This is a genomic window from Actinomadura graeca (assembly GCF_019175365.1).
In the GTDB taxonomy this organism is placed as follows: Bacteria; Actinomycetota; Actinomycetes; order Streptosporangiales; family Streptosporangiaceae; genus Spirillospora; species Spirillospora graeca.
In genome coordinates this window covers 2,388,890-2,402,369 of sequence record NZ_CP059572.1, presented here as the reverse complement: position 1 = coordinate 2,402,369, position 13,480 = coordinate 2,388,890, and the positions used below count along the sequence as shown (strand labels likewise).

Annotated in this window: 8 protein-coding genes; 1 reads left to right on the top strand and 7 read right to left on the bottom strand. The window is 73.0% G+C overall.

Annotated elements, in window-relative coordinates:
• Window positions 1-69: 69 nt before the first annotated feature.
• The 7 genes from AGRA3207_RS10835 to AGRA3207_RS10805 all read right to left on the bottom strand — a co-directional run bounded on the left by AGRA3207_RS10835 (window position 70) and on the right by AGRA3207_RS10805 (window position 11,776).
• Window positions 70-963, bottom strand: a complete 894-nt coding sequence (locus AGRA3207_RS10835) for an SAM-dependent methyltransferase (protein WP_231334460.1) — start codon at window positions 961-963, stop codon at window positions 70-72.
• On the bottom strand, window positions 948-1,475 hold the full coding sequence (locus AGRA3207_RS10830; protein ID WP_231334459.1) for an ATP-binding protein: 528 nt from the start codon (window positions 1,473-1,475) through the stop codon (window positions 948-950). The genes AGRA3207_RS10835 and AGRA3207_RS10830 overlap by 16 nt, the downstream gene beginning before the upstream one ends.
• A gap of 775 nt (window positions 1,476-2,250) precedes the next feature.
• On the bottom strand, window positions 2,251-3,231 hold the full coding sequence (locus tag AGRA3207_RS10825) for a hypothetical protein (protein WP_231334458.1): 981 nt from the start codon (window positions 3,229-3,231) through the stop codon (window positions 2,251-2,253).
• Window positions 3,228-4,505 carry a hypothetical protein gene (locus AGRA3207_RS10820; protein WP_231334457.1) on the bottom strand — a complete coding sequence of 426 codons (1,278 nt, stop codon included), beginning with the start codon at window positions 4,503-4,505 and terminating at the stop codon, window positions 3,228-3,230. The genes AGRA3207_RS10825 and AGRA3207_RS10820 overlap by 4 nt, the downstream gene beginning before the upstream one ends.
• Complete coding sequence (locus AGRA3207_RS10815; protein WP_231334456.1) at window positions 4,502-9,826, bottom strand: NB-ARC domain-containing protein; 5,325 nt, start codon at window positions 9,824-9,826, stop codon at window positions 4,502-4,504. Before AGRA3207_RS10815 ends, AGRA3207_RS10820 begins: the two co-directional genes overlap by 4 nt.
• A 319-nt stretch (window positions 9,827-10,145) precedes the next feature.
• Window positions 10,146-10,670: a DUF4231 domain-containing protein gene (locus tag AGRA3207_RS10810; protein WP_231334455.1), complete on the bottom strand. Its 525-nt coding sequence runs from the start codon at window positions 10,668-10,670 to the stop codon at window positions 10,146-10,148.
• Window positions 10,671-10,801: 131 nt separating this feature from the next.
• Window positions 10,802-11,776, bottom strand: coding sequence for an alpha/beta hydrolase (locus tag AGRA3207_RS10805; RefSeq protein ID WP_231334454.1), 975 nt, complete (start codon window positions 11,774-11,776; stop codon window positions 10,802-10,804).
• 243 nt (window positions 11,777-12,019) lie between these two features.
• On the opposite strand from AGRA3207_RS10805, the gene AGRA3207_RS10800 reads away from it, so the two are divergent.
• The gene (locus AGRA3207_RS10800) at window positions 12,020-13,402 is read left to right on the top strand and encodes an FAD-binding oxidoreductase (protein WP_231334453.1); all 1,383 of its coding nucleotides are present in this window, start codon (window positions 12,020-12,022) and stop codon (window positions 13,400-13,402) included.
• Window positions 13,403-13,480 lie beyond the last annotated feature (78 nt).

The window sequence follows — 13,480 nt, the reverse complement described above, 5'->3', positions numbered from 1 at the left end:
AGACGGGCGGAACAGATCGCCGGTGCGGGTGGGCTTGCGATCACTGAGCGTTAATATCATGGCGGAGAGTCACTCTGGCTTGCGTCCGATGAAACCGGTGAGTGGCAGCGGGTCCCCGCCGGAGATGATCGGCGGGTGCTCGCCGGAGTCGTCCAGCATTTCCAGGCCGGCGCGTTTCTCCAGGCCGGCGCAGATGCCGGCGATCTCGTCCGGGCCGCGGGGCGTGAAAGGCACCCCCGCCTCCTGGAGGAGCACCGCGACGGTGTCCAGGGCGGGCGTCCGCTCGGCATGGGTGAGCGCCACATGGCTCCCCGGGGCGAGGCCCGCCACCAGCCCGGCGAGGACGCCGCCGGGGTCGTCCTCGTCGGTGAGGTGGTCCAGCACGCCGAACAGCAGCAGCCCCGCCGGCCGGTCGGGGTCGATCACCCGCAGCAGCTCCGGATGGGCCAGCAGCCCGGCGGGGTCACGGACGTCCGCGGCGACCGCGCACGTCCCCGCGTCCACGGCGAGCAGCGCCCGCGCGTGCGCGATCACCATCGGGTCGTTGTCGACGTATCCGACCCGGCAGGCCCCGCCTGAGGCGCGGACGGCGCCGGCGACGCCGTCCGTCCCGGGAAGCCCGCATCCGACGTCGATGAACTGCCGCAGCCCCGCCTCCCGGGCGAGGTGGCCGACGGCGTGCCGGGCGAACTCCCGGCCCGCCCGGACGAGCCGGGAGATGACCGGCGCCTTCAGCAGCGCCCACTCCGCCATCTCCCGGTCCGCCGCGTAGTTGTCCTTGCCGCCGAGGAGGTAGTCGTTCATCCTGGCGGCGCTCGGGGCCGGCGCGCTCGATCCGTCCAGGGACCCCGGCCAGGCGGGCCCGGCCGGAGACCCCGGGTGCCGGTGGGCGTCCTCCGCGAAGGAGGCGACGGCCCACCGGCTCAGGTCGAGCACCGACCCGGAGTTCACGGGGATCGCCATCCTTCCCGGACGGCCACCCCGAACCAGAACGTCGACGTGCCGTTCCGGTTGCGGTGCGTGCCGTGGTCGGCGGCGAGCGCCCGCATCAGAACCAGCCCCCGTGTGTGGTTCTGCGAGGGCTCCTCCGGCGACCGGGTGTGCCCCCGCAGGCCACCCCCGTCGGTGACCTCGACCCGGATGAACCGGTCGATGTGCAGCGCTGACAGCATGACGGTCCCGTCCCGGCGCGGCCGTGCGTACAGGACCGAGCCGGTGAGGGCCTCGCTGGTCAGCAGCTCCAGGTCGGCGAGCTCCGACCGGCCGGCGCCGAAGTACTGGCCGACCAGTTCGCGGACGTAGGAGCGGCCGAGCCTGACGGCCGCCGGTGTCGCGGCGAGGTCGATCTCGCCAAGGAGGCGCCCGGTGGACTTTCCGTTGTTCCAGGCGGACGAGGTAGCGATTTCCAGCGAAGGGGCGGGCGCCGGGGCCGGTACCAGGACCGGGGTCCCCGACCATGCGTCTGGTGCGTTCATGGCAGCGACGGCTTCACGTCTCCGTGTCGGGCTGTAAGCGAACATTGCTTCCAATGGCCTGCTGGGAGTCGGACATCGGCCCTTGCATGCGGGCCGGAAGAGCCGCGCCCACACGACAGTCACTTTTACGCACGGCGCCGGGGTGAGTCACCGGCACTTGCACGCGTGCAAGGGCCTTGCGCCATCCTGCGGAGAGTCACTCCCTGTGCTTGATCCGTGACATTGGCCGGGTGCGGGCACCCCCCGCCGCCTGGCGTCCGGCGGACCCGCCGGACGACGCGCGAAGTCGCTGAGCTGCGGTTTTGGATGCCTTTCGGGCTTCGCAAACCCTGCTTTCGGGCGGTGGCGCAGCCGATCCCGGCCCGGGGGGCCACGGGCGCGCGCCTGCGGGCGAGGGGCACCGGAGGCACACGCTTCGGACGGGACAGACGGTGGGCCGAAGCCCCGGCCCCGGCCCGCCGACCCGTCCGCCGCACCGCGATCCCCGCCCGCCGCACCGCGATCCCCGCCCGGCGCGATATGTCCGGCCGACGGGTCACGAGGACGGCCCCGCCGAACCGCCCTACGGCTACCCCACGTGACCACTCCGCCAGAGCACTACACGTTCGGTGAGGGATCGCTGGCGTCAAAGAAAGACATCTCTGCCCTCCCCGCCCAAAACCACGCCCGCCCCCAACCCGCAACGCCACCCCCCCGCCCGCGCCGTCTCCTGGCTGGGCCGTCCCCCGGCTGAAGCCTCACGCCTTCCTGCGCCCGCGTCAGCGTTCCTGATGTCTCAGCGGGCGAGCGCGACAAGGCTGAGGAAGAGGTGCATGGACTCGGCGTGCCAGAAGGCAGAGTGCGCGCCGGTGAACGACGGCCAGGAGCCGCCGCGGTAGCGCCAGCTCGCGTCCACGTTCACGATCCGCGACTCCAGCTCGGACCGGCCGTAGTCCTCGTCCAGGCGGTGCAGCCGGATCGAGCCGATCCTGCCCGGCGGGGCGTCGGCGCCCACGCTGCCGATGCCCGCGACGCCCTCCGCCCTCCGGTGCCAGAGCCCGGCCGCCCGGTCGGAGTCGGACCGCGTCAGGACGATCGGGCAGTTGATCGGCGCGTCGCCGAGCAGCCTGGGGAAGATCGTCGCGAAGCAGTCGGGCCTCGCGGCCATCTGGAAGACGAGCAGGCTGTCGACCGTGTAGGGGTAGGCGGCGTCGCGCCACGGCCAGTCCAGTGTGGGCGGACGGCGCGGGTCGGCCGCCTCCTGGATCGCCTGGCAGAGGAAACGCCCGCCGAACGAATGACCGGCGCAGTGAAGGTACTGGCCCGCGGCGGTGCGCAGGCGCGCGGGGCCGCGGCCCGGCGGCCGCCGGTTCCGGTTGAGATAGCCCAGGAGCTGCGCGATGACGGCGGCGGCCTCCCCGCGCGTGGTCATCGCGTGCGCGCGGTCCCGGATCCGCTCGTACCCCCGGCGGCCCCACGGGCTCATGGAGGGCCAGCGGACGATCACGTTGTACGGGCGGTAGGCGGGGAGGGCCGGGTACCGGTCGCCGGTCGTCTCCCAGTGCGCCAGCACGTCACCGAAGAACCGCCGCGCCTTCCGCTCCGCCTTTTTCCGGGACGTGCGCCATCCGTGGACGAAGACGACGATGTCGGTGGCCTCGCGCGGGACGCGCAAGAGCCGGTGGAGGGCGTCGGGCACCGCCGCGGCGCCGACCGGGGCGCCGGTGGCCGGGTCCAGGAGCGAGCCCCGCTCGTCGAGGTCGAGCAGGACGGTCACGCGGTCTCCAGGATCCCGGCGGGCGCCAGGTGCGTGTCGAGTCCGCGGTAGAGCGAGATCGCCAGGCCGAGTGGGTTGGCGTGGTCCAGCAGCAGGCGTCGCGCGAGCCGGTGCACGACGTCGCCGATGCGGGTCCCGCGCTCGAAGAACAGCCGGAAGAACTCCATCGCGTACTCGCGCGCGAACCGCGGTGTCACGTCGACCTGGGGGCCGACCAGGCAGTTCGCGCCCGCGCCCAGCAGCAGCCTGCCGAACGACGGGTGGTACATCGAGCCGAGCCGCCCGCCCTTGCACGCGTTGAAGAAGATCACCGGCCCGGAGCCGAGCCGCTGCCCGCCCAGCCAGCCGAGGATGTCGATCTCCCGCACGGCCTCGCCGTCGCCCAGCTCGAACCTGGTGGGCGCCACGCCGCCGTGGCCGTTCGATGAGGCGTGCAAGCCGAAGTAGCTGATCTCGTCCTCCAGCCGCCCGTCCCGGTAGGCGCGGGCCAGGGAGTGCCTGTCGATGCGGACGTCGGTCTGCCGGGCACGGGACCGGAAGAATTCGATCATCGGCCCCACGCAGGGGGTCTGCGGGTACTGGTCGTCCAGCCGGGGATCGACGTTCATGCCGACCACGGGGAGGTCTCCCGCCGGGCACAGCCGCGAGCTGAACTGCGAGTCGCGTTCCGTCACGTGCTCCAGCAGGTGGCGGCACCCCCAGAAGCCCTCGGGATCGCAGTCGGAGTCGATGCCGTCGACCTCGTCGTCCGGGTCCGTCGCCGTGTACAGCATGGTCCAGGGCACCGAGAGCATGTCGGCGCGGATCCGGATGCGCTGCTGGCGGCTGCGGAGCGCGTGCCGGAGCACCTTGGCGATCTCTCTCAGCCCGGCGTCGCCGTCCTGGAAGAGGAACTCGAAGAGCAGGTGCCCCTGCCAGGCCAGCCTCTGCCGCATCCTCCGCTGCGCGGCGACCGGGATGATCGGGGAGACGTCGATCCGATCCTCGAACGGGAATCCCGCCGGCTGCTCCTGGTAGTAGGAGATGACCTGCTCGTCCCAGGTCTCGCACATGCTCATGACGGCGTTCTCGATGAACTCCCTGGGACGGCGCAGCATGCCCTCCAGCTCACCGCCGCCGTCCTCGCCGAAGTCGGCGCACCTGGCGATCAGGCGGAGCCTGTCGCCCAGCTCGTCGAAGCGCAGGTCGATGGTGCGGCTGCGGCCGAGCCGGTCGGAGGGGATGGGGCGTGTGCTGTTGTCGTAGGAGGGGCGGAAGGAGGGGTCTTCGATCATTGAGGCGTACTCGCTCTGGCTCCCGGTCTGATGTCGAGTTCCCCGGTGACTTCGTGCAGCAGGAAGCCCGTCCGCGCCTCGTACACCTTGACGGACACGGCCAGCGCGCCGGGACGCCCGGGAATGAAGGAGAAGGCCAGGGGCCGGTCGATCCCGTCGGGCGTCAGCGTCGCCGTGGCGGAGGCCGGGCTCACCGGCAGATCTCCGGCCAGGACGATCGTCCGCAGCCGCAGGCCGCCGGGGACCCGGTCCGCGCCCGCGCCGTCGCGCCATCGCACGTCGACGTCGAGCGTCAGGTCCTCCCCTGTCGCCATCGCCGCGCCGTCCTCGCGGCGGACGGCGACGGTGAGCCCGGGAAGCTCGCCGGCGGGAGCGGGAGCGGGGGCTGGGGCGGTGGCAGGGGCTGGGGCTGGGGCGCCGTCGCCCGGCCGCCGCGCGTCGGCGTGAACGCGGCCCGGCGGGGCCGTCCGCCGGGCGAGCCGTGTGCGGAACACGCAGCGGCGCATGGCCCGCGCCGCGACCTCGTCCCCGTGCTGCGCGAAGAGGCGCTCCGCGGCGCGGTAGCGGGCCAGCGCCCCGGAGAGGTCGCCCAGCCGCCGGGACGTCTCGCCGAGCAGCGACAGCGTCACGGCGTACGAATAGGGCTCGTGCTCGGCGAACCACCGTCCGGCCCCCTCCAGGGACGCCAGGGCGGCGCGCCGCTCGCCGAGCCGCAGCAGCACCTCGCCCCGGATCTGCGCGAGGCCCGCGGCCTGCCGCCGTGCGCCCACGTCGGGCACCTCGCACAGTATCCGCTGGGCGTCGTCCAGCTGGCGCACGCACTCGTCGGCCTGACCGGCGTACAGAAGCGCCCGCGCGTAGGCCAGCCGGGCGCGCACCCGCCCGATCGGCCGTCCGATGCGGTCGAACGACCGCACCGCGCGCCCGGCGAGAACCGTGACGTCCTCCGCCTCCGGTGGCCTCCCGTGGGCCCGGGGGCCTGGCGTCCGGCAGTGCAGGTACAGCTCGACGCGCTCGCCGTCGAGCGCGGCCCCGTCGGCGAGTTCCTCGCGGCACAGCCGGCGCGCCGCCTCCAACGCCCGCTCTGCTGCGGTCACGTCCCGCCGCCGCCTGGCGCGCCTGGCCTCCAGCATCCCCGCGAGGATGCGCGAGGCGGGCGGCTCGTCGGCGCCGAGGTCGGGAACGGACGCGCCGGACACCCAGCGTCCGGCGCCGTGCCCGGTGCCGCGGCCCGCACGGGCCTCGTGATGCACGGCGCATAGGAGCAGCCCTTCGGCGCCGACCTCGGCGTGGGCGTCGGTGGGGGAGACGGCGCGGACGGCCTCGTCGGCCTCCCGGTGCAGCCCGATCTCGTGCAGCGCGTGGCCGAGCCGGCGGCCCACCTCGACGCGGCGGGCCCCGGACAGCGGCATCTCCTCCAGCGCCCGCAGCTCGCCGATCGCCATCGGATAATCCGTGACCGTGGTGAGGTAGCCCGCCCGGGCGATCCGGACGTCGATCTCGCCCTCGACGGAGCCTTCCGCCCGCGCGGACTCCACGGCGAGGGCGAACGCCTCGCGGACGGTCTGGTGCCGGACGGGGGAGGCGTAGCAGTCGCCGATCCGCGCCGCGATGTGCCTGCAGGCCGCGTGCTCCCCGAGCCTGTGCGCCTCGTGGACGGTGCGGACGAGGTTCCCGAACTCCGCACGGACCCACGAGCGCAGGTGCTCGGCGATCATCGAGTCCCAGCCGGGGATCTCCGGGAACCAGTGGTCGGGCGCGTCGTCGCTCCAGGGCGGCTGGATCTCCGGGATGCCGAGTTTGGCGAGCACCCGCAGTGATCCGGCCAGGTAGGCCCGCCGGAAGGCCGTCCGGGCGAGGGCGAGCCTCTCCCGTGAGATGTCGCCGCGCGCGATCTGCCGCCTGGCGAACAGCCGCATCAGCGGGCTCAGGTGGTAGCGCGCGAATCCGGCGACGTCCTGGCCCTCGATGTCCAGGAGCCCGACCCTGCTGATGGACGTCATCAGGTTCCCCGCCTGGTCGGAGCCGATGCCGAGCAGCGGCTGGAGCACCCAGGGCACGAACGTCCGCGACTCGGGGATCGTCAGCAGCAGCAGGGCCTCGCGTTCCTCCTGCTCGAGGTCGGCGTACTCGCTTTCGAACCGCTCCGCGACGTCCCGGCCGCCGTAGCGCAGGAATTCCAGTCGCCTTCCCTCGTCCCGCAGGTGCGCGAGGGTCGGCTCGAGGCCGTGCCGGCGCGACCGGTCGGCGGCGACCCGCAGCGCGTTCGTCTGGCGGCCGCACAGCTCGACGGCCTCGGCGACGAGGTGCGGCGGCGGCGGGTCGTCGGTGTCGGCGGACCAGCGGAAGATGCGGGTCGCCTCCTCCTCGCTGGGCACGCCCAGGGCCACGGTGTGCTGCGCGCGGCCCGCCATGAAACCGGCCCTGCTGGTGATGATGACCGTGCAGCCGCTCTCCCCGGGCAGAACGGCCAGGACCTGCTCCAGGCTGCGCGCCGCGTCGAGCACGATCAGCATGTCCCGGTGAACGGTCATGGCGCGGAACATCCCCGCGAGCGACTGCGCGTCCAGACCTTTCAGCTCGCCCTTGGAACGGCCGAGCTGCCGGAGGAGGTCGTACAGGACGTCCCGTGGTGGGCGGGGGCCTCCGGCGGTGCCCATGTTGGCGAAGAGCTGCCACTTCCCGTAGTGCGGGCCGATGCGCAGAGCGAGCTGCTGCGCCAGCGCCGTCTTCCCCACCCCCGGCGGACCGTGGATCGCCAGGATCAGAGGTGTGCCCGGGGGCGGGTTGCGGCGCCGGGCGTCGTGGAGGTCCGTGAACTCCCGGAGCTGCTCTTCCCGGCCGTGGAACGACGGCAGCTCGATCCGCTGCGGCCGGGCCACCGGCACGGCCGGGGGCCGCCGGTTGCGGAGTGGGACGAGCACCAGGCAGGACAGGCCGAGGCCCAGCGCCGTGAGCCGCAGCCACTGGTCGGGCAGCAGCAGGGGCAGGGCGAGCGCCGGGGGGAGCCCGGCGAGGACGGCCCACCGCCATGGCGAGAGCCTGAGGGCCGGGCGGCGCGGCAGAAGACGGCGGCGGGGCGCGCCGCCGTCGCCGTGCCGCCGTCGCCGCCTGCGCTCCAGGAAGAGCCGGAGCTTGCCGGGCCGGACGAACCACAGCCGCGTCCGGTGCCGCGCCTGGGACACCCGCTGCCATCCCGGCGCGTAGCCCAGCTGGACGTAGGACCTGCGGGCGGCGCGCAGCAGCCTGCGGCTGTCCCCGAAGCGTGCCCGCGCCTCGTAGGCCAGTGCGAGCTCCATCCTCGCGTGCGTCCAGATCAGCAGGTCGCCGCAGTTGCTGAACGTCTCCACGGCCTGCCGCAGGACGCGGACCGCGTCCCGTGCCCGATCGGTCCGCAGGTACAGGCGGCCGAGCTCGTAGTGGCAGTGGGCCATGCCGAAGCGGTGCCTGAGCTGCGTGAACGCGTCCAGGGACTGGAGTGCGTGCCGCTCGGCGTCCTCGTGTTCGAGGCGCTCGATGGCGATGACCGCGCGCAGGTGGCCGATCCACGCGGTGTACGGCGACGGGCGGCCGCTCCTGGCGATGTGCTCGGCGGCCTCGTCCAGCGCCTTCGAGGCGGCCGGGTGATCCCTTCCGAGGGACAGCACCCGCGCGTACGTCCACAGCACCGCGGGCGTCAGGTGGCCGCACTCCGCCTGGTAGACCTCGCAGTGGCGCCTGGCCTCGATACAGGACTGGAGCGCGTTGATCGCGTCGTCCGCGGCGCCGCGCACGCACAGCGCCATGGCGTCCGCGAGGAGGGCGCGGACCTGCTCGGGCCGGTTCTCCAGGGCCCGCGCCATCTTCACCGCCTCGGACGCGTGCCCGACCGCCGCGTCCGGCCGGTTGCGGTGCCGTTCGATGCGGCTGAGGCAGCGCCGCGCCTGGGTGATGCTCGCCGCGTCGTTCAGCGCGCGGTAGGCCAGGTCCTCGGCGACGAGCAGCTCGCCCAGCTCGGCGTACAGCTCCGCGAGGGCGCCGCAGGCGAGGGCCTCCTCCGCGCGGTCGCCGTCCTCCCTCGCCGCCCCCATGGCCTCGCGCATGGCGTAGATGGCCAGGGTGAACCCGCGGTGCTCCCATAACAGCTCGTCGAGGCCGCGGATACGGCCGTGCGCCGGCCGGGGAAGCAGGCCCACGGTCCGCCCGCCCGGCCGGCCCCACCGCATGCGATGCCGCTCCGGCGTGCCGCGCAGCAGGGCCGCGTACCTGAGGACGGTCTCCTCCACCCGGTACGACGTCGCGGCGGAACTCGGGTTGTAGCGTTCGACCAGCCCGGCGTCCGCCAGGCGCGCGGCGAGGCGCCCGGCGTGCCGCTCGTCGGTCCCGAGTGCCTGCCCGAGCATCCGCGGCGTGAAGAGCGGGCGCTCCAGCCTGTAGAGGGCCCCCAGCGCGGCCTGCTCGTTCCTGGTGAGCAGCGCGTAGACGGCGTCGAACCAGCGGGGCTCCTGGTCGTCGCCGCGCCGTACGAGGGACAGCGGGTCCCCGGCCGGGTGCGGCGACTGTGCGAGGACGAGCTGGAGGGCCCAGTTCGGCCGGCTGGCCAGGGCGGTGCCGGCCATGCGCAGCGCGAGCGGCTGCCCCTGGCACTGGCGGGCGAGCGCCTCCGACTGGTCCAGCTCGTTGTCGACGCGGTGCGCGCCGATCGTGGTGCGCAGCAGGTCCAGGGCCTCGTCGTGCCGGAGCGCCATGAGCGAGATGTCGGTGGCGGGGGAGCCCGCCAGCCGGGGCCTGCGCGGGCAGGTCGCGATCAGCAGGCTCCGGGGGCCGCTCGGCAGCAGCGGCGTGAGGTCGAACTCGGGGCCGACATCGTCGAGCACGATCAGCACCCGGCCCGAGGTCAGCTCGGCGTAGCGCTTCCTGAGGGCGGCCTCGCCCGAGGGCATCTCGTCCTCGGGCTTCTTCAGCGCCCGGACGAACTTCTCCAGGATCCGCTCGGTGAGGTCGGGCGGGCCGTCCTGCGCCCACACCCGGATGTAGAGCTGGCCGTCGTGGAACTTGCCGGCGACCTGGTGGGCGAAGGTGATCGCCAGCGCCGACTTCCCGATCCCGCCGGGCCCGTGGATGATCGCGATCGACGTGCGGGAGCGGCGCGCGGGCGGCAGCTCGTCCCTCAGCCTGCGGATCTCGTCGGCCCGCCCGACGAAGACCGGCGGGGCGGGCGGCAGCTCCCGTGGGACGAGGTAGGCGGTCGCGGGCACTCCGGCCTCGGCGGCGCCGAAGGGCAGGATCGTTCTCAGGGCCTGTATCCGCCGGACGACGGCGAGACCACCGGAGGCGGCCATCGCCAGCACAAGCCCGGCGGTGAAATAAAGGCTTCGCTCATGGGAGAGAGGGGGGACCGTGAGCAATCCCAAAGGGATCGCCGGGATGGCGAGCATCAAGCGCGTACTTCGTGAATAAGGGCCGCCATCGAACGGTCGTTTCATCGGGACCCCCGTCGTCCGATCGTGACCCAATGGTGAGGCATCGGCAGCCGTATGTCAGCGTCATGGGAAGGGTTGTCAGGAAATCGCGTGATTTCGGGTCGGGGGGACCGGGTCCGGCCCACGACCGAAACCGGGACACGGAAAGATCGGCTCGCGGGCACGGCCGGCCGGAGGGTCAGGTGGATCCGCGGGCTGCCTGTTGGGAGTTGAGGAGCGCGCGGAAGAAGGTTTCGGCCTCTCCCCGCCGCACCTCCAGGAGCAGCGTCATGAGTTCCTGGGCCGCCTGGTCGCGTAGCGCCGCCGCGTCGGGCGCCGACGACCTCGCGAAGTCGGCGTCCTTGCGTTTCCATGTGACGTAGGCGTCGTGCACGACGATCTCGGTGTTGCGGAGCATGACCCAGAGCTGGTCCCAGTGGTAGAAGGAGCGCAGCGCGGTCAGCACCGAGATCGTGACGCCGGCCAGGGCGAGCGTCAGCGACTTGCCCTCGTACTGCAGGCCGGCGGCGAGCGGCAGGGCCGCGCCTATGAGGATCACCAGGATGCTCGTCACCCGGAAGAAGCGCCGGTGCCACCGCGCCCGGTGATCATAGAAATCGCGGATCTTCAGCGCGTACGCCTCGACCGAGGCGGGGAACGCCGCTTCGGGGGTCACCGGGGGCGGCTGGAACTTCGGCGGTCCGGGGGAACGCGGGATGCGCATCCACATATCCGTTTCTCGGCTGGCTATCGCTGCTTTTCCCCACTCTCATACACTCTTGGAACGTACCCGTCGAAGAGGAAGCCGTCGGCGGCCCGGCCGCGCATCGGGCCGTCCTGGGTTCACCGCCGCCGTCAGCCGGCCGGGTGCGGCAGGTGCGAGGAGAGCCAGCGGCCGAGGGCGTCGTAGGCCGCGCGCCGCGCCCCGTCCCCGGACAGGAACACGTCGTGCACGGCGCCCTCCACCTGCTGGACGGTGACGTCGGCGCCGAGCCGCGGCGCCAGCCTCCTGATCGCTGCGACGTCCAGGACGCAGTCGGAGCGGCGCAGCAGGGCGGCCGGCGCCCGGCGCCCGCTGCTGCGGTCGCTGCACAGCACCAGCACGGGCACCGTGACGCCGAGGCCCGCGCGCACGGCCCGCTGCCCCGCGTGGACGGCGGCGAGCCAGCCCAGGCGCAGGCGGGTGCCGCTCGTCGACTTCCAGCCCTCGTCGAAGTCCCACGTGCCGTGATGGGACCGGTGGAGGCTCCGCGGGTAGCGGGGGGACAGCCGTCCCGGGAAGGCCGCCAGCGGGCGGCGGCCCGCGGCCCTGACCAGCAGCGGGTCCATCACGGCGCGCAGCGGGCGGGGCACGCCGCTGCTGAGGAACGGGCTGTTGAGGCACAGCGCGGAGACGGGACCGTCCCCGCCCCTTTCCGCCAGCCACAAGGCGCTGACCAGACCGCCCATGGAATGGCCGACGAGCAGGACGTCGTCATGCCCGTCGACCTCCGAGATCACCCGCATGGCGGCGTCGATGTCGTCCATGTAGTCGCCAAGGGACCGGCAGTGGAGCCGGGTCTGGTGGGGACGCCAGGAACGGCCGCACTTGCGCAGGTCCAGGGCGTAGAAGTCGCGTCCGCGGGCGGCGAGGAAATCCGCCAGCCCGACGTTGAAGAAATAGTCGTTGTAGCCGTGCAGGCACAGCACCGCGCCGGTCCCCGCGCGCGGTGCGGCCCGCCGGACGAGGGTCGCGCACACGGGCCCCTCGCCGTCCTCGCCCATGGGCAGGTCGATCGCCTCATAGCCGGGCCCCAGCACATCGGGACGCGCGTCGGACCAAGGGCTCACGCCCCGCAGCCTAGGCGAGAAGACCGCCTTCGCCCAGACGCCCATTCGACGTTCCCGCCCTTAAACGAACGGTGATGAGCGCGTCTACTTCGCGTAATCGCTTCTCATCCTGGTAAGGGGAGGGCAGAATGGGGCCTACGGCCATCACGGCAGGTCAATACCGTCACAAGAATCCGAACCCCTCGCTCCCGCGCCGGAAAAGGCCGTGCCCTTTCCAGGGCACGAGACGAGAAGGGGAGGGACATGACCTCCACGCATATCGACGCCGCCGCGGTGACGGACCTGCACGCCGGGTTCGCGGGCGACGTGATCCAGCCGGACGATCCCGGCTACGACGAGGCCAGGACGCTGTTCAACGCGATGATCGACCGGCGCCCGGCCCTCATCGCCCAGTGCGCGAGCGACGACGACGTCGCACGGGCGGTCCGGACCGGGCGGGACCTCGGCCTGGAGATCGCCGTGCGCGGCGGCGGGCACGGGGTCGCGGGGACGGCGCTCAGCGACGGCGGCCTGGTCGTCGACCTGCGCCGGCTGAACGCGATCACCGTCGATCCCGAGGCCGGGACCGTCCGCGTCGGGGGCGGCGCGACCATGGCCCTGATGGACCGCGCGACCGAGCCCTACGGCATGATCGCGATGGGCGGACGGGTCTCCACCACGGGCGTCGGCGGCTTCACGCTCGGCGGCGGCTCCGGCTGGCTCGAACGCAAGTACGGCCTGGCCTGCGACAACCTGCTGGAGGTGGAGGTCGTCACGGCGGCCGGTGAGAAGGTCAGGGCGACCGCCGAGGAGAACCCGGACCTGTTCTGGGCCCTGCACGGCGGTGGCGGCAACTTCGGGGTGGCCACCTCGTTCACCTTCCGCCTGCACGAGCTGGCGACGGTGACGCTCGCGTTCCTGCTGTGGCCGCCGGAGGCCGGCCCGGAGATCGCGGCGGCCTACCGCGACACCATGGCGGACGCGCCGGACGAGCTCGGCGGCGCGGCGCTCTACCTCACGCCGCCGCCGGAGGAGTTCGTTCCGGAGGAGATGGTGGGCAAACTGGCCTTCGCCACCCTGCTCATCTACGCGGGGACGGGCGCGGACGCCGACGCGGCGCTGGCGCCGATGATGCAGCTCGGGCACACCGGCGGAGTCGTCCTGGAGATGCCGTACGCGGACATGCAGTGCATGTTCGACGACCCGCCCGGCCTGCGGAACTACTGGTCGGCGGAGTACCTGCACGGGTGCCCGGACGAGGCGCTGGCGGCGTTCACGGTGCGGGCGCGGGAGATGGTCGTGCCGTCACCGTCGCTGCACACGCTGATCCCCGGCGGCGGGGCGATGGCCTCCTCCGGCTCCGACTACCCGATCCCGTGGCGGAACGCGCCGTGGGTCGTCCACCCGCTCGCCCTCTGGGAGGACGAGGCGGACGACGAACGCGCCATCGCCTGGGTGCACAACGTGCGGGCGGCGGTCAAACCCTGGTCGACGGGGGCCGTCTACCTGAACTTCATCGGCGACGAGGGCCGCGGGCGCGTGGAGGCGGGCCTCGGTGCCCGCAACCATCAGAGGCTGGCGGACGTCAAGACCCGCTACGACCCCGGCAACCTGTTCCACCTGAACCACAACATCAGGCCGAACTGAAGGCGCATGAGGCCGAGGCGACCGGGCATCGGGCCGAACTGGAGGGGCGATAAGCGTTTCAGGTCGCCGGATCGTTCG